Origin of the sequence: Streptomyces sp. NPDC002795, from assembly GCF_042888725.1 — a bacterium.
Taxonomy (GTDB): domain Bacteria; phylum Actinomycetota; class Actinomycetes; order Streptomycetales; family Streptomycetaceae; genus Streptomyces.
In genome coordinates, this window is record NZ_JBIAQB010000005.1 from 185,625 (window position 1) to 205,139 (window position 19,515).

The window sequence follows — 19,515 nt, forward strand, 5'->3', positions numbered from 1 at the left end:
TTATGCCGATCTCAACTCCTGCGCAGCGCCCGGTCCGTCACCGTCAAGGCGACCAGGAGGACGCCGAGGACGACGGAGACGCCGGCCATCAGGTGCAGCCCGCTGTCACTGGCGCGCTGCCCGTACGCGAGCGCGATCAGGCTCGACGCGGTGATGGCGCCGATGTACTGGGCGGTGCGCTGGAGCCCCGCGGCTGCGCCGATGTCGGCGGCGGGGGCGTGCTCCTGGACGGCGGCCTGGTTGCAGGTGCCGACGAACCCCTGCGGGATACCGAAGCACGCGCCCGCGAGCAGCAGCAGCGCCAGCGGCGTGTCGCCGTCGAGGAACACGAGCAGCCCCGCGCCCGCGATGAGCAGCACGCTCGCGGTGATGAGCGGGGCGCGGATGCCCTTGGTGCGGGCGCCGAGCAGCGAGCAGACCAGCGCCGTGAGCGACATCGGCAGCATCAGGAGGCCGGTGTGCCCGGAGGAGAAGCCGCAGCCCTCCTCCAGCCACTGGGTGAAGCCGTACATCATGCAGTAGATGAGCAGATAGCTCAGGCCGTGCCGGAGGTAGGTGCGGGCCAGTGGGCCGTTCCCGGCGAGCATGCGCATGTCGATGAACGGTGCCTTGCTGCGCAGTTGCCACCACACCAGTACGGCGCTGAGCACGACGAAGGGCGCGAGCAGCCACCACATGGGGTCGGACAGGTCGAGCAGGAAGAAGACGAGGACGGTGAGAGCCGTGGTGAACAGGCCGATACCGAGGGGGTCGAGGGCGGTGCGCGGCGTCGGTTCCCCGTCCGTGGAGCGTGGAGGGTCGCGCGGGATCCACAGCAGGGCGGCGGCGAACGCGATCGCCGCCACCGGAACGTTGACCGCGAAGATGCCGCGCCAGCCGACGACCATGACGAGCAGTCCGCCCAGCGTCGGGCCGACCGCCGCGCTGCCGAGCGCCGCGAAGGACAGCCGGGCCATGACGGGGCGGGGCGGTCGGCGGCCCACCCGGCGGCCCTCGTCGCGCAGCACGGCCATCGCGGCCGGGTAGGCGGCGGAGGTGCCGATGCCGAGGAGCAGCCGGGAGACGATGAGCCAGCCGAATCCGGGGGCGACGGCGCCGACGATCCCGGAGACGCACACGACGACGAGTCCCGCGAGGAACACGCGGCGCGGGCCGAGAGTGTCGGCGAGCTTGCCGAGCACGGGCTGGGCGACGGCGCTCGCCAGGTAGAGGACAGAGATCAGCCAGGCCGTGTCGGCGGCGCCGATCCCGAAGTCGTGCCCGATGGCCACCAGGGCGGTGGAGATCATCGTGGTGTTGAGCGGGTTGAGCACCGAGCCGAGGAGCAGGGGCGCGGTGAGCCGGGCCCTGAATCCCTGCTGCCGCGCGGGAGTCTCGCCTTCGCCGGTGGTGACGGCTTGATCTCCCACGCCTTGTGTCACTTGCGCACCAGTCGTTCGAGGAGCGCGGTGGCCTCGGTCAGGGTGCGCCGCTCGCCGGCGTCGAGTTCCTCGGTGAGCGCCCGGGTGAGCCAGCCGTGCTTGGCGGCCCGGACGGCGTCCAGGGTGGCGCGGCCGCTGCCGGTGATCGACACGACGGACTGCCGCCCGTCGTTCGGGTCCGGCTCGCGGGCCACGAAGCCCTGTTCCTCCAGGGCGCCGAGCGTGAGCCGCATGGACTGCGGCCGTACGTACTCGCCGCGGGCGAGCGCCGCGGTCGTGCCGGGACCCTCGGTCTCCAGGCGGGCGAGGACGCTGCGCTGGGTGGGCGTGAGCAGGCTGTCCGGCGACGCGGTGCGCAGCCGGCGCGAGAGCCGGCCGACGACGGTGGCGAGGTCGGCGGCGACCTGCTCGGTGGGCGGCTCGTCCCCTGCGGCTGACTGCGTTCCTGACATGCCGCCACCGTACGAGGTGGACAGGAAGCCTTGCAAGTTACCCTTACAACCCTCTGGGTCGCGCATCCGCGGGCCCTGGACCCGTCACAGGCCGATCGCCCCCACGAGCGCCCGCGCACACAGGTCCCGCACCTGCTCTTTCGTGAGTTCCGAGTCGTCGAGCCAGTCGAGGCAGACGGCGACGAGGAACGCGAGCCAGCCGCGTACGGCGAGGCGCAGCACGTCCGCGGTGGGGAGGTGGTCGGCGATGTGCGGGTCGGCCGCGAGGGCGGCCATGATCTGCTCCTCGTGCGCGGCGAGCCCTTCCCGGTAGGCCGCGCGCACGGCCGGGTCACCTGCCGCCTCCGCGCGGTGAAAGGCGCGGAAGCCGTGCGCGTGCGTGGCGACGTACTCGAGGAAGGTGTCGAGGCCCGTGCCGAGCTGGTCGCGGACGGGGATACCGGGCACGGCCGCGGTCAGGCGCAGCATCCGTTGACTCTCGCGCTCTACGACGGCGGCGAAGAAGTCCCGCTTGTTCGGGAAGTAGTGGTACAGCAGTCCGCGCGAGACACCGGCGATCTCCGCGACCTCTTCGATCCATACGTCACCGTAGGGAGCCTGCGCGAACAACTTGGCGCCCACGGCGAGCAGTTGCTCGCGGCGCTCCTGCGTGCTGAGCCTGCGCCGGGTGCGCTCCCCCGGCGCCGCCGCTCCCCCTCGCTCCCTGGTCATGAGGCGCACCCTACTGGACACACCGCTCCTTACTTGACGTGAGTTCAATAACAGGATCAGACTGTGGCGCGTTATTGAATCCACGTCTAACAGTGTGGTCGGGGTGCTCCAACGGAGCATCGGCGCAAGGGAGATGGGCACGATGACGGCGACGCCGCAGGTGACACAGGCCGCGGGGACCCCGCTGCCGCGAGGTTTTCGCAGTGCCGAGCAGGGGTGGCCGCGTCTGGACCGCATCCCGCGTCCGCCGCGCCGGGTCCCGTTCATCGGCGATGTGGTCGGCGCGAACGTCCGCTCCCCGCTGCAGGATTCGATGAAGCTCGCCGCCGAACTCGGGCCGATCTTCCGGCGCAAGGGGTTCGGCAAGGAGATCGTGTTCGTGGCGGGCGCGGACCTCTCGGCGGAGCTGGCCGACGAGTCGCGGTTCGCCAAGCACGTCGGTCTCGGCGTCGCGAATCTGCGTCCGGTGGCGGGCGACGGGCTGTTCACCGCGTACAACCACGAGCCCAACTGGCAGCTGGCGCACGACATCCTGGCGCCGGGCTTCAGCCGCGACGCGATGGCGGGCTACCACCCGCTGATGCTGGACGTGGCGGGTCAGTTGATGGCTTCCTGGGACACGAGCGAGGCCGCGGGCCGCACGGTCGACGTGCCCGCCGACATGACCAAGCTGACCCTGGAGACCATCTCCCGGACCGGCTTCGGGCACGACTTCGGGTCGTTCGAGCGCGAGCGTCCGCACCCGTTCGTCACGGCGATGGTCGGTGCCCTGACGTTCGCGCAGCGTCGCAACGTGGTACCTCCGCTCCTGTCGTCCGTACTGCTGCGCGGCGCCGAGAAGCGCAACGCGGCGGACCGCGCGTATCTCAACCGCACGGTCGACGAGGTGGTCGCGGCGCGCCGCGCCTCCGACGGCGGCCCCGGTGACCTCCTCGACCGGATGCTGGAGGTGACACATCCGGAGACCGGTGAGCGGCTCTCCCCGGAGAACATCCGCCGCCAGGTCATCACGTTCCTGGTGGCCGGGCACGAGACGACATCGGGCGCGCTGTCCTTCGCGCTGCACTACCTCGCACAGAACCCCGAGGTACTCGCCAAGGCACGCGACGAGGTCGACCGCGTCTGGGGCGACGCCGACGTCCCCGCGTACGAGCAGGTCGCCAAGTTGCGTTATCTGCGGCGGGTGTTGGACGAGTCGCTGCGACTGTGGCCGACCGCGCCGGCGTTCGCACGCGAGGCGCTCACGGACACGACACTCGGCGGTACGCACCCGATGCGGCGCGGCGCGTGGGCGCTGGTCCTGACGACGATGCTGCACCGCGACACGGACGCGTGGGGCGAGGACCCGGAAACCTTCGACCCGGAGCGCTTCACCCCGCAGGCGGTCCGCGCCCGGCCCGCCCATGTCTTCAAGCCGTTCGGCACGGGCGCCCGCGCCTGCATCGGCCGCCAGTTCGCGCTGCACGAGGCCACGTTGGTGCTCGGCCTGCTGCTGCGCCGCTACGACCTGAGCCCCGAGCCCGACTACCGGCTCGCGATCACGGAGCGTCTGACGCTGATGCCACGCGGCCTGCGGCTGCGGCTGACCCGTAGGTGATCCACCGGGTGCCGCGACGCCCCGCACAGGGTTCGTCAATGAGCGCCACCACCAGGGAGCTGCCCGACGAGGGACCCCGCGGCGTCGGCCCCGGTCTCCGGACGCAGACTCAGATCCTGTCGCCGCGGGGCGGGCGGAAGTGTGACGACAGGCCCCAGGCCTGGCGAGTCCCATACCTCCCGGGCTACTCGTCCGGCGCCGCCGTCAGCGACGCCACGTCCAGCACCCCGTCCAACTCCGCGAGCACGGCCACGAGTTCCGGCACGTCGGACGCTCCCTCGATCTCCATACGTACGGCCATCGTCTTGACCCGGTGCCGGTCGGGCTCCCAGTCGGCGCTGCCGCCCCGCAGCTCGACGACCCGGAACCCGCGGCTCGTGCACTCCTCCAGGACGCGGGTGAGGACGCTGGAGCCGACCCGGTAGGCGAGGTGCAGGCCCGAGCGCCGCTCTGTGGCCAGGGCCGGCACGCGCCGCGTCAGCCAGGGGTAGCCGCGGACGACCAGGAAGTGACAGCCGGTCGCGGCGAACGCGAGCAGCGGCAGGCCTCCACCGCAGGCCATCCCTATGGCGCACGTCAGCCAGACGGTCGCCGCGGTGGTCAGTCCGCGCACCGCGTCGCGCCGCACGAAGATGAGGCCGCCGCCGATGAAGCCGATGCCGGAGACGATCTGCGCGGCGACACGTGACGGGTCGAACGACACACCATCCATGCCGAGCACGGAGTTGAACCCGTGCTGCGACACCTCCATGAACAGTGCGCTTCCCACCCCGACGAGGGTGTGCGTACGCAGCCCCGCGCTCTTCTGCTGGACGGCGCGCTCCGCCCCGATCAGCGTGGAGAGCACCAGGGCGAGACCCAACTCGGTGAGCTGCCGCAGGCCCTGCCCGGCGGCCGGGTCGAACAGGGGGAACGCGAGCGGGGACGACAAGAGCGGGTCACTCCTCTCCATCGGGTTGATCTTGCCGAGGGTAGTCCCGCGTCGGCTCGGCGGGATTGTCAGACCCATGCGCAAGAGTGGAGGCATGAACGGGACCAGGAATCACGGACAGCTGACCATGAACCCCGAGTTGGCCGCGGCGCAGGCCTGCCTGCGCCTCATGCACACGGCGCGCGCGGCGCTCTCCTCAACCGAGCCTCCGGCCACGGCCGCGGTGCTCACCGTGCCGATCGCCGAGGCCGACGAGGCACTGAGCAGGGCGGGTCTCGCGGGCAACGAGGCGTGGCTGCTTGAGCGGATCTATGGGCTGGGCCTTGAGGCCGAGGCGCCTTAGCATCGTGATCCGCATCCGGTGTGTGTCGGTCGTGTTCCGGCCCATCGGCCGTCCTCCGGCTTGCAAGGAGCACGATATGGCCACTGTCTCCTCCGAACCGCCGCACCGCATCGACCCGTCCGGCGGCTGCCCGCACGCGCGTAACGCCCGGTTGCGGGAGGGCGGTGCGGTGGCCGCCGTGGTGCTGCCCGGTGATGTGCGGGGCATGCTCGTGCTGGGCCACGACGCGCTGAAGGAGTTCCTCGGGCACAGCGATGTCGCCAAGGACGCCCGGCACTTCGCGGCGCTCGCCGAGGGCCGGATACCCGAGGGATGGCCGCTGCGGACGTTCGCGACGGTGCGCGGGATGACGACGGCCGACGGTGAGGACCACCGGCGGCTGCGGTCCCTGGTGAGCCGGGCGTTCACGGCGCGGCGGGTCGAGGCGCTGCGGCCGCGGGTGGAGGCACTGACGGACGAGCTGCTGGACGGACTGGCCGCTGCGGCGCGGGCCGGGGACGGCGTGGCCGATCTGCGCAGGCACTTCGCGCTGCCGCTGCCCATGGGGGTCATCTGTGAACTCTTCGGCGTGGACAAGGAGTTCAGAGCGCCGCTGCACCAGCTGTCGAACGAGGTGGTGGCCACGAACATCGAACCGGAGCGAGCCGTGGCCGCCAACCGGGAGATGGTGTCGGTGCTGTCCCAGGTGGTCGCCGCCCGCGAGCGGGAGCCGGGTGACGATCTGACGAGCGCGCTGCTCGCGGCGCATGAGGAGGACGGCGACCGGCTCAGCCGCGAGGAGTTGATCGGGACGCTCATCCTGTTCCTCGTCGCCGGGCACGAGACGACGTTGAACCTGATCACGAACGCGGTGCGCGCACTGTGTGCCCACCGCGAGCAGCTGGCCCTGGTGCACGACGGCGCGGCGGGCTGGGCGGACGTCGTGGAGGAGACGCTGCGCTGGGACAGTCCGGTCAGCTATTTCCCGTTCCGCTACCCGACGCGGGACCTCACGGTCGACGGCACGCTGATACCCAAGGGCACGCCCGTGCTGGCCGGTTACTCGGGCGCGGGCCGCGACCCGGCGGCGCACGGCCCGGACGCCGACCGCTTCGACGTCACGCGGGCCACGCCGGGCCGACACCTCTCGCTCGGACACGGGGCGCACTTCTGCCTGGGCGCCCCGCTGGCCCGGTTGGAGGCCACGGTGGCCCTGGAGCGCCTGTTCGCCCGGTTCCCCGCGCTCGACCTGGCCGTTCGCGAGGAGGAGTTGCCGGTGAACGCCAGCTTCGTGGGCAACAGCGTGCGCGAGCTCCCGGTGCGTCCGGGTCCGGACGCCCGCCACGCCTGACGCCCACCGCGGCTGACGCCCACCACCGGGCGCCGGCCCCGTCCGTCGCACCTCGGTCGGTCAACCGTCAGCGGTCATACGCTCACAGCCCCCGCCGACGGCGAGCGCACCCTCCTCCAGCTCCTCACCGATCCGGCGGAGGGCTGACGTCCGACGCGCCCCGCTGGTTATGCTCGGCCGAAGCGTTCAGAAAAACGCTCAAACGAACAGCGGGACCAGCGGGACACGAGGGGGCCACCAGCATGCGCGAACCGGTCGATCTCAGGCGGCAGCGGATCCTCGCCGCCGTGCAGGCGCGCGGCGCGACGCGGGTCAGCGATCTGGCCGCGGAGCTCGCGGTGTCGGTGGTGACGCTCCGCCGCGACGTGGAGGAGCTCGCGCGCGCGGGCAAGCTGCGCCGCGGGCACGGCATCGCCCGCCCGATCCTTCCGGAGCAGGACGAGGGCCGCGGCCGGCCAAAGGAACAGACCGAGACCCGGGCGTCGGCCTCCAGCCCCGGCCCGGACGGCGGGCCCGTCGCCGTCGTCGTCCCCGAGCGGCACGCGTATCTGTACGAGATGCTGCACGGCGCCCGCACCGCGTTCGAGGAGGCCGGGGTCCGGATCGCCCTGCACATCGCCCCCGCCGCCCCGGGCGCCGAACAGCCGCTGGTGGAGCGGGCGCTGGCCGACGGCGCCCGCGGGCTGCTCATCGCGCCGCGCTGGCGCAGCCTCGCCACCGAGGAGGCCGACTACGCCTGGCTCGCGCGCGTGGACGTGCCCACGGTGGTGATGGAACGCAGGCCGCGCCGGGGCAGCGCGCTGCACGCCGTGGACACCGTGTGCACCGACCACTGGTACGGCGTGCACCTCGCCGTCGAGCACCTCACGGCCCTCGGCCACCGTCGCATCGTGCTCGCGGCACGTGACGACAGCCCGACGGCGCGCGCGGTGCGTGCCGCGTTCGCCGAGATCGCGGCGGACCATCCGCAGGTCGACAAGTGGGCGGTCGCCCTCAGCTCCCCCGGCGCCGTCCCCGAGCCGGAGCGGGAGCACACGGAGAAGCCGCTCGAACTGCCGCTCCTCCTCGATGAGTTGGGGGCCACGGGCGCCCTGCTGCACGGTGACGTCGACGCGCTGATGCTCGTCCAGTCGCTGCGTGACGCGGGAGTGCGGGTTCCGGAGGACTGCTCCGCGATCGCGTACGACGACGTGGTCGCCGGGCTCGGCAGCACTCCCCTGACGGCCGTGTCCCCGCCGAAGGCGGAGGTCGGGCGGGCGGCGGCCGAGCTGCTGCTGCACCGCCTGGGCCGGGACGCGGCGGCTGGTCCCGCACACCGGGTCGAGTTGCTGCCGACACTCAAGGTGCGCGGTTCGACCCGTTCCGCCCTGTATCGCGAACCACTGCCCTCAACTTCTGCCGGACACTGAGCGTTTGATCGTTTCATTTTCTTCTGATCGATCTATTGACCGCATCTCGTGAACCGATCAGGATTCCCGTAACTCGAACACGCAGGAGCCGCGGGAGGCGCCCATGCCTGGTCGACAGAGCCGTCGATCGGTGCTCGCCGCGATCACCGCGCTGCCCCTGACGGGCGCCTTGAGCGCCTGCAGTGGGAACGACAGCGCGGCGTCGGCAAGCTCTAGTTCACGCAGGACAGGCAAGACCACCATCACCTTCTGGTCCGCCCTTCGCGGCAGCCAGGAAGTGGTGGACGAGTTCAACAAGACGCACGACCACATCCAGGTCGACTACCAACAGGTCCCGTCCGGCACGCAGGGCGGCTATCTGAAACTCAGCAACGCGGCGCGCGCGGGCAACGCCCCCGATGTCGCGACCATCGAGTACCCCCAGCTGCCGGGCTTCGCCATCGACGGCGTCGCCCGCGACATCACCGAGCTCATCGGCGACAAGCTGCGCCGCAAGCTGCTTCCGCAGGCGCTCGGCCTGACCACGTTCGAGGGGCACACCTACAGCGTGCCGCTGGACGTCGAGCCGATGGTGATGCACTACCGCAAGGACCTCTTCGACAAGTACGGCTTCGAAGTCCCTGTCACCTGGGACGAGTTCGCTGAACTGGCGCGCAAGGTGCGGCGTACGGGCGGCGGCCGAAAGCTCACGCTGTTCCCCACCGACGGGATGACGCAGTTCGCCGCCTGGTCCTGCCAGGCGGGCGCCCAGTGGTTCGACACCTCGCACGGCGCGTGGAACGTCTCTATGGCGGACGCACCGACCCGGAAGGTCGCCGCGTACTGGCAGCGCCTCATCGACGAGGAGCTCGTCTACACCAACGCCTCCAGCGCCCGTATCGCCGACGCGCAGATCGGCACGGGCCTGGTCCTGACCCGGCTCAGCGGGGCCTGGGACGCGGGCGCGCAGATGAACGCGCGCCCCGAACAGAAGGGCCAGTGGCGCATCGCACCGCTCCCCCAGTGGACACCGGACAAGCCATCGCTGGGCACCCACGGCGGCTCCACGTTCGCGGTCACCAAGGACAGCAGGCACCCCGAGGCCGCCATGGAGTTCATCGAGTGGCAGGTGTCGCACCCCGGCGCCCTCAAGGCCCGCCTGTCCAGCGGCGCGAGCAGCCAGTACCCGGCCGTCAGCGATCTGGTCCCGGTCGGCAGCAAGGCGTTCGACAAGGCGTACTACGGCGGGCAGGACATCTACCGGCTCTTCGAGGACGAGGCGCACAAGATCCGCGACGGCTGGGTCTGGGGCCCGCGCATGACCGCGACCGGCTATGTCATGCAGGACGCCTTCGCCCGTGCGGGCGCCGGTTCCGGCACCCTGCTGTCCGCCGCGCGCGCCGCGCAGGACGGCACCATGCCCGACCTGAAGGCGCTCGGCCTCAAGACCACCACCCGTTCCACGTGAACGCCCGCACCCCGAAAGGCAGGTGACCCATGACCGCGACAGCCCATGCCCCGACGGCCCCGCCCGCCCCACAGCAGGCGGGAGACCGCTCCGCGCGCAAGGCACAGCGGGCGGCCAAGCGCCGCCGCGGCGGTGCGGCCGGTGTCCTGATGGCGCCGTTCTTCGTCCTGCTCACGCTGGTCTTCCTGATCCCGGTCGGCACCGCGGTGTGGATGAGCTTCTTCAGCGACGACCAGCCGGGACTCGGCTTCGGGCCCGAACGCAGCGTCTTCGTGGGCCTGCGCTCGTACGCCGCCGTGCTCACCGACCCGACGTTCATGTCCGGGCTCGGCACGGTCGCGCTGTACTGCGTGATCTACATCCCGCTGATGGTGATCGGCTCGCTCGCGCTGGCGCTGCTGCTCGACTCCGGTGTCGTACGGCTGCGGTCCTGGGCCCAGTTGGGCCTGTTCCTGCCGCACGCGGTCCCCGGCATCATCGCCGCCCTGATCTGGCTGTACCTCTACACGCCGGGCATCAGCCCCGTCGTCGAGGTGCTCGGCAAGGCGGACATCCAGGTCGACTTCCTCGGTCTGCACACCACGCTGCCGTCGATCGTGAACATCGCCCTGTGGTCGAACCTCGGCTACAACATGGTCATCTTCTACGCGGCCCTGCAGGCGGTCCCCCGCGAGGTCCTGGAGGCGTCCGTCGTCGACGGCGCGGGGCCGGTGCGCACCGCGCTGCAAGTGAAGACTCCGCTGGTGCGCTCCTCGGTGGTCATGGTCGCGATGTTCACGCTGATCTGGGCGCTGCAGCTGTTCACCGAACCCATGCTGCTGCACCAGTCCTCGCAGATGGTGGACACCCGGTTCTCGCCGAGCATGTACATCTACGACGCGGCGTTCAGCCGCAACAACTACTCACTCGCGGCCGCCGCCTCGGTGATCCTGCTGATCATCACCATCGCGGTCTCCTACGGGGTCACCCGCTGGACCAACCGCGTCAACTCGGCCGAGGAGGACGCCCGATGAGCGCCACCGACTCCACCCTCCTTCGCCCCCGGATGCTGGGGCGCGCGACGGTCAACGTCGTCGTCGCGATCTCCGTCCTCTACACCCTGCTTCCGGTCCTGTGGCTGATCCTCGCCGCGACCAAGTCACGCGACGCCCTGTTCAGCAGCAGCATCCTGTCCTTCAGCGACTTCTCGTTCGTGCAGAACGTCAAGGACCTGTTCGCGATGGACGGCGGCCTCTACAGCCGCTGGTACGGCAACAGTCTGCTGTACGCGGTCGTGGGCGCGGCCATCGGCGCGCTGATCAGCGTCGCCTGCGGCTACGCCTTCGACAAGTACCACTTCCGGCACAAGGAGAAGCTGTTCGGCCTGGTGCTCGCGGCGGTCATGGTGCCGCAGACGGTGCTGGCGCTGCCCCTGTACCTGATCGCGTCGGCGGCCGGCGTCGTGAACACCTTCTGGTCGGTGTTCATCCCGGTCCTGTTCAATCCGTTCGGCGTGTACCTGGGCCGCATCTTCGCCCAGGGCTACGTGCCGAACGAGGTGTTGGAGGCCGCGCGTGTCGACGGTGCGAGCGAGTTGGCGATGTACTTCAAGGTCGCGCTGCGGATGCTGGGCCCCGGCCTGGTCACCGTCTTCCTCTTCCAGCTCACTACGATCTGGAACAACTTCTTCCTGCCGATGGTGATGTTGTCGGACCAGGATCTGTATCCGGTCAGCCTCGGCCTGTTCCAATGGAACAGTCAGGCGACCGTCTCGCCCGAGTACTACCCGGTGGTGATCATGGGCTCGCTCCTCGCGGTCCTTCCTCTTGTCCTCGCGTTCGTCTTCCTCCAGCGCTTCTGGAAGTCCGGCCTGACTGCTGGGTCGGTCAAGTGAGCGGGCCCCGCGTGGCGCTGGCCATGTCCCCCCAGGCCGCGGCGGCCGTGTTCACGCCGCGGTCCATGGCAGCGCTCGCCAAGGTGTGCGAGCTCGCGCCGCTGCCCGTGCTCGACGATCTGACGACGGTGCGGGCGAAGGAGGTGCTCGCCGACGTCGAGGTGCTCGTCACCGGCTGGGGCTGCCCGCCGGTCGACGCCGAGGTGCTGGCGGCGGCGCCCGCGCTCAAGGCCGTCGTGCATTCGGCCGGTTCGGTGCGCGCGCACGTCACCGACGCATGCTGGGAGCGCGGTATCGCGGTGTCCTCGGCGGCCGCGGCCAACGCGCTGCCGGTCGCCGAATACACGCTCGCGATGATCCTGCTGCACGGCAAGCACGTCCTGGAACGGGCCCGCGACTTCCAGCGCGATCGCGCGCGCGCCGACTGGCTGCTCACGTCGCACGAGGTGGGCAACTACCGTCGCACGGTGGGCCTGCTGTCCGCCTCGCTCATCGGCCGCCGGGTGATCGAACTGCTGCGCCCCTTCGACTTCGAGGTGCTGCTGCACGACCCGTACGTCTCCGAGGAGGACGCGTCGGAGCTCGGGGTGGAACGGGTGGGCCTGCCCGAACTCTTCACGCGCAGCGACCTGTTGAGCGTCCACACGCCACTGCTGCCCACGACGACCGGCCTGGTGAGCAGGGAGCTGCTGAGTTCGATGCGGCCGGGCGCCACGCTCATCAACACCGCGCGCGGCGCCGTCGTCGACCAGGACGCGCTGACCGACGTGGTCCGCTCGGGCCGTGTCCGGGCGGTCCTCGACGTCACGGACCCGGAGGTGCTGCCCGCGGACCACCCGCTGTGGGACTGCCCGAACGCGCTGATCACCCCCCATCTGGCCGGCTCCCAGGGCAGCGAGTGGCAGCGCCTCGCCGACACCGCGGTCGGCGAACTGACGCGCTGGTCCACGGGCGACGGCTTCGCCCATCCCGTACGACGCGAAAGGCTGGCGTACCTCGCATGAACCCCACCCCGTTCGATCTCCCCACAGAAGACCGGGAGTTGAGCCCGCACACCGGCTTCACGCGCGCGCACTGGGAGGCCCTCGCCGACGGGCTGCTCGGGGCGGCCTGGCGGTGGGCGACGCCCGAGGGCGCGTTGCTCGATCTGCCGGGCCGCCCGTCGGGGTCAGGTGTCCGCTCGGACGGCCTGGAGGGCTATGCCCGTACGTTCCTCGCGGCCGGATTCCGGGTCGCGGGCGCGCAGGGCAAGGACCCCCACGGCTGGCTCGACCGGTACGCGGGCGGACTCGCGGCGGGCACTCGCACGCCGGGCCGCGACGACGCGGAGTCCTGGCCGCTGATCCTCGACCACCACGTCCAGGGCCAGCCGATGGTGGAGTCCGCGTCGGTGGCGCTCGGCCTGTCGCTGACCCGGCCGTGGCTGTGGGACCGGCTCGACGGCGACGTACAGGACCGGGCGGAGAAGTGGCTGCGCGGCGCGATCACGCACACGCCGGCGCCGAACAACTGGTACCTGTTCCCGTTCATGGTGGCCTCGTTCCTGGAGTCCGTCGGCCGGTCCGACGCGGCGACGACGCGCGCCATCCAGCGGGCGCTGGACCTGCTGGAGACGTGGTACGAGGGCGACGGCTGGTACCGCGACGGCGACGGGCGGGCCTTCGACCACTACAACGGGTGGGCGCTGCACCTGTATCCGATGCTGCACGCGCATCTGACGGGGGACGCGGCGCTGTCGGAGCGTGTCGGGCCGCGCCTGCGCGAGCACCTCGACGGGTTCTCGCTGCTCTTCGGCGGCGACGGGGCGCCCATCCACTTCGGGCGTTCGCTCACCTACCGGTTCGCGGCGTCGGCGGCCGTCGGCATCGGCGCGGTCACCGGGCACACGCCGTTGTCCCCGGGCGCGTCACGCCGTCTGATCAGCGGGAACCTGCGCTACTTCCTGGACCGTGGCGGCGTCACGGACGAGGGCCTGCTCAGCCTCGGCTGGCACGGCCCGCACGACGCGACGCTCCAGCACTACTCGGGCCCTGCGTCCCCGTACTGGGCGTCGAAGGGCTTCGTCTCACTGCTGGCGGGCGAGGACGATCCACTGTGGACGGCGACCGAGGAGGCGGCGCCGAGCGAGGGCCCCGACCGGGTGCTCGCGCTGCCCGCGCCGGGCCTGCTGGTGCAGTCGACGCGGGCGGACGGGATCGTGCGGCTGCACAACCACGGCAGTGACCACGTCCGCCCGTTCGAGGGCGAGTCGGCGTCCGGCGAGGACGCGCTCTACAGCCGCCAGGCCTACTCCACGCACACCGGGCCCACGGCCAAGGCCAACCCGGCGGACAATCATCTGTCGGTCGAGTGCGGCGGCGTCGGCAGCGTGCGGCGCCGCATCCACCCGCTGGGGGCGGGCCAGGGCGACGGCTGGGGCTGGGCGGCGTCCTGGCACCGGCCGGTGTTCACGTCGGGTCCGCCGATGGCGCCGGGGCTGCGCGTGGAGAGCGTGACCGTGGTGCGCGGCGCGTACGAGCTGCGGGTGCACCGGGTGGTCGGTGCGCCGAACGGTGCGCGGGTGACGCTCACCGGCTGGGCCACGGACGCCCTGCACTCGGAGCTGGTCGGCCTGCGCGGCTGGGAGCGGCGGGACGAGGTGCGCGCGCCGCAGGGCACGGCGTACGAGCCGTGGGTGCGGGTGCCGCGTCTCGCGGCGGACGTGGAGGGGACGGCGGTGTTCGTGGCGCTGGCCTCACTGGGCGCGGAGCAGCCGGCGTCGTCGCTCGCGGACGCCGTGTCCGATGTCGCCCTGCTGGACGGTGAGTTGACGGTGCGCTGGGCCGATGACGGCGCACGCACCGTCGTCGGCTTCGAACCACTGCACGTCCAGCACGACAGGCCCTAGGCATGCCCTAGGCGGCCTCACGCCCCCTTCGCCGTGCGCACCGGAGCCGGGGCGCCCGCCACGGCGCGGCCCGGCGCGCCGTCCGAAGGGACGGCCAGGGCGACCGTCGCGGCCACCACGGCGACCGTGCCCGCCATGGCGAAGGCCAGCTGATAGCCGGGCAGGGACGGGACGTCGGCGCCGCCGACCCGGGTCGTGTGGTGGACGAGCACGGCGGCGACGGCCGCGCTGGACACGGCCTGGCCGATGGTGCGCATGAGGACGTTGACACCGTTCGCGGAGGCCGTCGCACCGGCCGGGACAGCGCGCAGGATCAGGGTGGGCAGCGCCGAGTACGCGAGGGTCGTGCCGGTCGAGACGACGGCGGCGCCGACGATGATCACCCACAGGTCGGTGCTGTCGATGATGCGGATCACGTAGCCGAGGGCGAGGACGGCGCCGCCGATGGCGAGCGTGATCCTGGGGCCGCGCGCGGCGGAGATCCGGGCCGAGACCGGCGAGAAGACCAGCATGATGACGCCGCTCGGCAGCATGCACAGGCCGGTGGCGACGATGGACAGGCCGAGCCCGTAGCCGGTGGCGACGGGGGCCTGTACGAGTTGTGCGGTGACGAGCGAGTTGGCGTAGAAGGCGAAGCCGGTGAGCAGCGCCGCGAGGTGCGGCAGTCCGACCCGGCGGCCGACGGCAAGGCGCAGGTCCACCAGGGGCCGCTCGGTGCGCAGTTGCTGCCACCACCACAGGCCGAGGATCACGACGGCGCCCGTGAACAGGCCGAGCACGACGGGGCTCGCCCAGCCCCACTGGCCGCCCTGCGAGACGCCCAGCAGCAGGCAGACGAGACCCGCGGCGAGGCCCAGTGTGCCGAGCGCGTCGAAACGGCCCGGGGAGCGGACCGGTGACTCGCGCACCGCCCACCAGGCGAGGCCGAGGCCGAGCGCGCCGAGGGCGCTGGTCGCCCAGAACATGACGTGCCAGTTGGCGTACTGGACGATGAGCGCGGCCAGCGGCAGGCCGAGCCCGGCGCCGATGCCGACCGTCGAGCTCATCAGGGCGACGGCGGATCCGGTGCGGTGGGGCGGGAGTTCGTCGCGCATGATGCTGATGGAGAGCGGCACGACGGCGGCCGCGGCGCCCTGGAGCGCGCGGGCGGCGATGAGCAGGTGGATGTCGGAGGTCAGGGCGCACAGCACCGATCCCGCGGTCATCAACGCGAGCGCGCCCAGCAGGACGCGCCGCTTGCCGTACATGTCACCGGCCCGGCCGAGGACCGGCGTGAGGACGGCCCCGGCGAGCAGGGTCGCGGTCACCATCCAGGACACGGCGGCGGGCGAGGCGCCGGTCAGCCGCGGCAGGTCGGGCAGGAGCGGGACGACGACGGTCTGCATGACCGCCATGAGGATGCCGCCGAAGGCGAGCACGGGCACGGCGAGCCGTTCGCGCATGCGCGTGGCGCCGGGTGTCGGGCGCGTCGCCGGTATCGGGGCAGGCTTCATGTGTCTCCGGTTCACCAGTTCGGTGAATCAGTATTCACCGGGCTCCGCGCCCTGTCTGCACCGCTCGGCCTGCCCTCTGTGCATGGGGCACCCAATCGGCGGATACTGCCGCTCATGACTTCTTCCACTCCGCTCGCCGATTCCGGCGCCGCGCGTTTCGGTCTCGTCGGCACCGGCTCCTGGGCCGGGCGGACGTACGCCCCCACGCTAGAAGCCCACAAGGCCGTCGACCTCGTCGGGGTCTGGGGGCGCAGGCCGCAGGCGGCGGCCGAGCTCGCGGCAGGGCACGGCACGACGGCGTACGACGAGGTGGACGCCCTGTTCGCGGCGAGCGACGTCGTGGCGTTCGCGGTGCCGCCGGACGTCCAGGCCCCGCTCGCCGCGCGGGCCGCGGCGGCGGGCTGTCATCTGCTTCTCGACAAGCCGCTCGCCACGAGCACCGACGCGGCCCGCGCCGTGGTCGAGGCGGCCGATGCCGCGGGCGTCGCGTCGACGGTCTTCTGCACGCTGCGGCACGCGCCGCTCACCGCGGCCTGGATCGCCGAACAGGCCGGGACGGGCGGCTGGTTCACGGGCCGCGCCGACTGGCACGGCGCGCTGTACTCGCCCGGCGACGACGCGCACGTGCGGGCCACGACACCGTGGCGGGTCGAGAAGGGCGCTCTGTGGGACGTCGGTCCGCACGCCCTGTCCATGCTGCTGCCGATCCTGGGCGACGTACGGACGGTGGCGGCGCACGACGGCCCCGGCGACACGGTGCATCTCGTGCTCCGGCACGCGGGCGGCGCCTCCAGCACGGCGACGCTCAGCCTGACCACTCCCCCGCCGGCGGCCGGCACCGTGGTCGAACTGCGCGGCACGCAGGGCGTGTCGGCGATGCCGACGGGCACCGGCACGGCCCAGGAGGCGCTGGCCGCGGCCGTCGACGCGCTGCTGGAGGCGGCGCGTGGCGGCGCGGCGCACCCGTGCGACGCCCGGTTCGGTCTGCGCCTGACGGAAACCCTCGCGGCGGCCGAACGCTCCCTGGCGTCGGGCACGGCCGACCCGGTCCCCGCGCGGTAGTCCCCCGAGCCAGCGTCCGAGCCCCTTTACGCTGGGGGCCATGCCGCTCGAGATCAGCGCCACCAATCCCGAGCACCCGGTGCTCCTGCTCGCCCTGCCCTGGCACATCCCGCTGGAGGAGTGGCCGGAGGAGTACCTGGTGCCGCTTCCGCGCGGCATCTCGCGGCACGTGGTGCGCTACGCGCGCGCCGGGGACGAGGTCGTCGCCGTGAAGGAGCTGGCCGAGCGCCCGGCGCTGCGCGAGTACGAACTGCTGCGCACACTCGACCGGTTGGGGATCCCCGCGGTGGACCCGCTCGCGGTGGTCACGGGCCGCGAGCAGCCGGATGGCAGTCCGCTGGAGCCCGTGCTCATCACGCGCCACCTGGGCGGTTCGCTGCCGTACCGCTCGATGTTCGAGACGACGCTGCGTCCGACGACCGTGCACCGGCTGATGGACGCGCTCGCGGTGCTCCTCGTCCGCCTGCACCTCACCGGCTTCGCCTGGGGCGACTGCTCGCTGTCCAACACCCTCTTCCGCCGGGACGCGGGCGCGTACGCCGCCTACCTGGTGGACGCCGAGACCGGCGAGCTGCACCCTCAACTGAGCGACGGGCAGCGGGAGTACGACATCGATCTGGCGCGGGTGAACATCGCGGGCGAGATGCTCGACCTGGAGGCGTCGGGCGCGCTGCACCCGTCGATCGACCCGATCGAGTTCGGTACGGAGATCGTGCAGCGGTACACGGATCTGTGGACCGAGCTGACCCGTACCTCGGTGTATCCGGCCGGCAAGCACCACTACATGGAGCGCCGCATCCGCCGCCTCAACGATCTGGGCTTCGACGTGGCCGAGATGCAGATCTCCCGCTCGCCGCACGGCGACACCGTCACGTTCGTGCCGAAGGTCGTCGACGCGGGCCACCATCAGCGTCAACTCCTGCGCCTGACCGGCATGGACGCCGAGGAGAACCAGGCGCGGCGGCTGCTCGCCGACCTGGAGAGCTGGATGGCGACGCAGGAGGACGAGGTCGACGCCCGCCCCGAGGTCCTCGCCCACCGCTGGGTCCGTGACGTGTTCCGCCCCACGGTGCGCGCCGTCCGCGGCCGGGTGTCCACGCCGATGGATCCGGCCGAGCTGTACCACCAACTCCTGGAGCACCGCTGGTACTTGTCCGAGCGCGCCCAGCACGACATCGGCCTCGACGCGGCGGCCGACGACTACGTACGCGAGGTGCACAAGGCCGGCCGATGACACGGCATGGGACCGGGCGCGGCCGGTGCCGTGGCCGCTACGTGATGGCGAGTGACGGCACCGACCGCAGCCAGTGACCTCCACCGGCCGCCCGGACGAGCGTGGGCGTTTGCGTCTCACAACGCATTTTCCGGCCACATCGATCGCAATTGGTGGCCCGGCCCCACTCGTACTTGTGCGAACGGCCGCAGAGGCTTGTGGGTTACCCGCAGCGGGAAATTTCAGCCATTTTCGAGCGGCCCGGCACAGATGCCGCAACGCCGCGGCCACGGGGGCGCGAGCGAGGAAACCAGCAGGTGGGCAACCCAACTCCCCTCATCATGACGCACCTCCTGATCGTTTTCTTCGGGCAATGTTTATTACCAAAGACCTTGGGACTATTTAGACTGCTCACGCTCAACTCGGCGTGAACAACGAGGGATTACCCACCATGAACAAGACGGCGCTTCGCGCCCTGCTCCGTGAACGGCGCGCCCTCATAGCCCCCGAATCCCACGGCTTCAGCAGACCGACAGGACAAGGGCGCCGCGCCCCCGGACTCTCCCAGCACCAGGTCGACCAACTGCTGCACCGCACGCTCGGCACGTACCACCGCCTGGAATCGGGGACGTACCCGAACGCCCCGGCGGAGCTGCTGCGTGATGTGGCGCGGCTGTTCGGGCTGAATGAGCAGGAGTGGATCCTGCTCTGCCGGTACGCCCTGTTGCAGGATCCACCAGGACCGCTGAACCTCACCGCAGGCAAGGAAGTCCCCGGCGTCTGGCAGGAAGCGGTCGACAGCATCTCGCACATGGCCTACGTGACGGACGCGTCGTGGGACCTCCTGGCGTGCAACAGGTCGTTCAGCGACCTGTTCCCCGACGCGCAGGTACCGGCGAACACCATGCGGTGGATGCTGCTGGATCCGACGGCACGAACGGCCCTGACGGAGTGGGCCACCGCCTGGGCACCGCTCGTCATGCCTCAATTGCGTGCCGCGCTCGCCTCCCGGCCCGAGGACGACACGCTGCTCCAGATCGAGAAGGAGGTTCTCGCGGACCCCGAGGCAGCGCCCATCTACGAGGCGGGCGGCGCGTCCGTCCACCCCGACGGCGACGAACGCCCGCTGCTCCACGCGAAGTACGGGCCGGGGTGGGTCACCACCTGCGCGGCCCAACCGCTCACCGCACCGGGCACCCGCCTGATCATCCTGGTCTTCAACCCTGGCTCACGACGGGCCCATCTACGTGCTCCGTATCTGCGCGCCGGCTGAAGGAGGTGACGGCAACCGCATCCACGGTGTTGAAGTACGTTGAGCGGCACCCCCCACGCCCGACCTCAGCCAA

Annotated in this window: 17 protein-coding genes; 12 read left to right on the forward strand and 5 right to left on the reverse strand. The window is 71.5% G+C overall.

From position 1 onward, the window contains the following. Nucleotides 1-11 precede the first annotated feature (11 nt). From ACFYWS_RS16905 to ACFYWS_RS16915, 3 genes are all read right to left on the reverse strand, one after another. Nucleotides 12-1,409, reverse strand: a complete 1,398-nt coding sequence (locus ACFYWS_RS16905; RefSeq protein WP_389276261.1) for an MFS transporter — start codon at nt 1,407-1,409, stop codon at nt 12-14. An 8-nt stretch (nt 1,410-1,417) separates the two neighbouring features. After that, the gene (locus tag ACFYWS_RS16910) at nt 1,418-1,873 is read right to left on the reverse strand and encodes a MarR family winged helix-turn-helix transcriptional regulator (protein ID WP_389276264.1); all 456 of its coding nucleotides are present in this window, start codon (nt 1,871-1,873) and stop codon (nt 1,418-1,420) included. Between the two features lie 84 nt (nt 1,874-1,957). After that, the gene (locus tag ACFYWS_RS16915) at nt 1,958-2,584 is read right to left on the reverse strand and encodes a TetR/AcrR family transcriptional regulator (protein ID WP_389276267.1); all 627 of its coding nucleotides are present in this window, start codon (nt 2,582-2,584) and stop codon (nt 1,958-1,960) included. A gap of 142 nt (nt 2,585-2,726) precedes the next feature. On the opposite strand from ACFYWS_RS16915, the gene ACFYWS_RS16920 reads away from it, so the two are divergent. After that, nucleotides 2,727-4,181, forward strand: coding sequence for a cytochrome P450 (locus ACFYWS_RS16920; protein ID WP_389276270.1), 1,455 nt, complete (start codon nt 2,727-2,729; stop codon nt 4,179-4,181). Between the two features lie 184 nt (nt 4,182-4,365). Here the strand turns inward: ACFYWS_RS16920 and ACFYWS_RS16925 are convergent, their stop codons facing one another. Continuing rightward, on the reverse strand, nt 4,366-5,133 hold the full coding sequence (locus ACFYWS_RS16925; RefSeq protein WP_389276272.1) for an MgtC/SapB family protein: 768 nt from the start codon (nt 5,131-5,133) through the stop codon (nt 4,366-4,368). A 55-nt stretch (nt 5,134-5,188) separates the two neighbouring features. On the opposite strand from ACFYWS_RS16925, the gene ACFYWS_RS16930 reads away from it, so the two are divergent. The 8 genes from ACFYWS_RS16930 to ACFYWS_RS16965 all read left to right on the forward strand — a co-directional run bounded on the left by ACFYWS_RS16930 (nt 5,189) and on the right by ACFYWS_RS16965 (nt 14,401). Further along, nucleotides 5,189-5,455, forward strand: coding sequence for a hypothetical protein (locus ACFYWS_RS16930; protein WP_389276275.1), 267 nt, complete (start codon nt 5,189-5,191; stop codon nt 5,453-5,455). Between the two features lie 76 nt (nt 5,456-5,531). Next, entirely contained in the window at nt 5,532-6,785 is a 1,254-nt protein-coding gene (locus tag ACFYWS_RS16935; protein WP_389276277.1) for a cytochrome P450, read from the forward strand. Between the two features lie 242 nt (nt 6,786-7,027). Then, on the forward strand, nt 7,028-8,194 hold the full coding sequence (locus tag ACFYWS_RS16940; protein ID WP_389276280.1) for a substrate-binding domain-containing protein: 1,167 nt from the start codon (nt 7,028-7,030) through the stop codon (nt 8,192-8,194). A gap of 103 nt (nt 8,195-8,297) precedes the next feature. Further along, nucleotides 8,298-9,641, forward strand: a complete 1,344-nt coding sequence (locus ACFYWS_RS16945; RefSeq protein WP_389276283.1) for an ABC transporter substrate-binding protein — start codon at nt 8,298-8,300, stop codon at nt 9,639-9,641. A gap of 29 nt (nt 9,642-9,670) precedes the next feature. Beyond that, nucleotides 9,671-10,654: a carbohydrate ABC transporter permease gene (locus ACFYWS_RS16950; RefSeq protein ID WP_389276286.1), complete on the forward strand. Its 984-nt coding sequence runs from the start codon at nt 9,671-9,673 to the stop codon at nt 10,652-10,654. Continuing rightward, nucleotides 10,651-11,514, forward strand: a complete 864-nt coding sequence (locus ACFYWS_RS16955; protein ID WP_389276289.1) for a carbohydrate ABC transporter permease — start codon at nt 10,651-10,653, stop codon at nt 11,512-11,514. Before ACFYWS_RS16950 ends, ACFYWS_RS16955 begins: the two co-directional genes overlap by 4 nt. A gap of 23 nt (nt 11,515-11,537) precedes the next feature. Next, a complete protein-coding gene (locus ACFYWS_RS16960) occupies nt 11,538-12,518 on the forward strand; it encodes a hydroxyacid dehydrogenase (RefSeq protein ID WP_389276292.1) in 981 nt (326 codons plus the stop codon). After that, nucleotides 12,515-14,401 carry a DUF2264 domain-containing protein gene (locus ACFYWS_RS16965; RefSeq protein ID WP_389276295.1) on the forward strand — a complete coding sequence of 629 codons (1,887 nt, stop codon included), beginning with the start codon at nt 12,515-12,517 and terminating at the stop codon, nt 14,399-14,401. Before ACFYWS_RS16960 ends, ACFYWS_RS16965 begins: the two co-directional genes overlap by 4 nt. Nucleotides 14,402-14,418: 17 nt before the next feature. On the opposite strand, the gene ACFYWS_RS16970 is transcribed toward ACFYWS_RS16965, so the two are convergent. Continuing rightward, complete coding sequence (locus tag ACFYWS_RS16970; RefSeq protein ID WP_389276298.1) at nt 14,419-15,894, reverse strand: MFS transporter; 1,476 nt, start codon at nt 15,892-15,894, stop codon at nt 14,419-14,421. Nucleotides 15,895-16,008: 114 nt separating this feature from the next. On the opposite strand from ACFYWS_RS16970, the gene ACFYWS_RS16975 reads away from it, so the two are divergent. From ACFYWS_RS16975 to ACFYWS_RS16985, 3 genes are all read left to right on the forward strand, one after another. Beyond that, nucleotides 16,009-16,956 carry a Gfo/Idh/MocA family protein gene (locus tag ACFYWS_RS16975; protein ID WP_389276301.1) on the forward strand — a complete coding sequence of 316 codons (948 nt, stop codon included), beginning with the start codon at nt 16,009-16,011 and terminating at the stop codon, nt 16,954-16,956. A 40-nt stretch (nt 16,957-16,996) separates the two neighbouring features. Beyond that, nucleotides 16,997-18,190, forward strand: a complete 1,194-nt coding sequence (locus ACFYWS_RS16980; protein ID WP_389276304.1) for a DUF4032 domain-containing protein — start codon at nt 16,997-16,999, stop codon at nt 18,188-18,190. A 430-nt stretch (nt 18,191-18,620) separates the two neighbouring features. Further along, nucleotides 18,621-19,442: a helix-turn-helix domain-containing protein gene (locus ACFYWS_RS16985; RefSeq protein ID WP_389276307.1), complete on the forward strand. Its 822-nt coding sequence runs from the start codon at nt 18,621-18,623 to the stop codon at nt 19,440-19,442. The last annotated feature ends 73 nt before the right edge of the window (nt 19,443-19,515 follow it).

What these genes read in the sequence shown, in the direction of transcription:
- ACFYWS_RS16910 (WP_389276264.1), bottom strand. Translation starts at nt 1,873, where the DNA reads ATGTCAGGAACGCAGTCAGCCGCAGGGGACGAGCCGCCCACCGAGCAG.
- ACFYWS_RS16915 (WP_389276267.1), bottom strand. Translation starts at nt 2,584, where the DNA reads ATGACCAGGGAGCGAGGGGGAGCGGCGGCGCCGGGGGAGCGCACCCGG.
- ACFYWS_RS16920 (WP_389276270.1), top strand. Translation starts at nt 2,727, where the DNA reads ATGACGGCGACGCCGCAGGTGACACAGGCCGCGGGGACCCCGCTGCCG.
- ACFYWS_RS16925 (WP_389276272.1), bottom strand. Translation starts at nt 5,133, where the DNA reads ATGGAGAGGAGTGACCCGCTCTTGTCGTCCCCGCTCGCGTTCCCCCTG.
- ACFYWS_RS16930 (WP_389276275.1), top strand. Translation starts at nt 5,189, where the DNA reads ATGCGCAAGAGTGGAGGCATGAACGGGACCAGGAATCACGGACAGCTG.
- ACFYWS_RS16935 (WP_389276277.1), top strand. Translation starts at nt 5,532, where the DNA reads ATGGCCACTGTCTCCTCCGAACCGCCGCACCGCATCGACCCGTCCGGC.
- ACFYWS_RS16940 (WP_389276280.1), top strand. Translation starts at nt 7,028, where the DNA reads ATGCGCGAACCGGTCGATCTCAGGCGGCAGCGGATCCTCGCCGCCGTG.
- ACFYWS_RS16945 (WP_389276283.1), top strand. Translation starts at nt 8,298, where the DNA reads ATGCCTGGTCGACAGAGCCGTCGATCGGTGCTCGCCGCGATCACCGCG.
- ACFYWS_RS16950 (WP_389276286.1), top strand. Translation starts at nt 9,671, where the DNA reads ATGACCGCGACAGCCCATGCCCCGACGGCCCCGCCCGCCCCACAGCAG.
- ACFYWS_RS16955 (WP_389276289.1), top strand. Translation starts at nt 10,651, where the DNA reads ATGAGCGCCACCGACTCCACCCTCCTTCGCCCCCGGATGCTGGGGCGC.
- ACFYWS_RS16960 (WP_389276292.1), top strand. Translation starts at nt 11,538, where the DNA reads ATGTCCCCCCAGGCCGCGGCGGCCGTGTTCACGCCGCGGTCCATGGCA.
- ACFYWS_RS16965 (WP_389276295.1), top strand. Translation starts at nt 12,515, where the DNA reads ATGAACCCCACCCCGTTCGATCTCCCCACAGAAGACCGGGAGTTGAGC.
- ACFYWS_RS16970 (WP_389276298.1), bottom strand. Translation starts at nt 15,894, where the DNA reads ATGAAGCCTGCCCCGATACCGGCGACGCGCCCGACACCCGGCGCCACG.
- ACFYWS_RS16975 (WP_389276301.1), top strand. Translation starts at nt 16,009, where the DNA reads ATGACTTCTTCCACTCCGCTCGCCGATTCCGGCGCCGCGCGTTTCGGT.
- ACFYWS_RS16980 (WP_389276304.1), top strand. Translation starts at nt 16,997, where the DNA reads ATGCCGCTCGAGATCAGCGCCACCAATCCCGAGCACCCGGTGCTCCTG.
- ACFYWS_RS16985 (WP_389276307.1), top strand. Translation starts at nt 18,621, where the DNA reads ATGAACAAGACGGCGCTTCGCGCCCTGCTCCGTGAACGGCGCGCCCTC.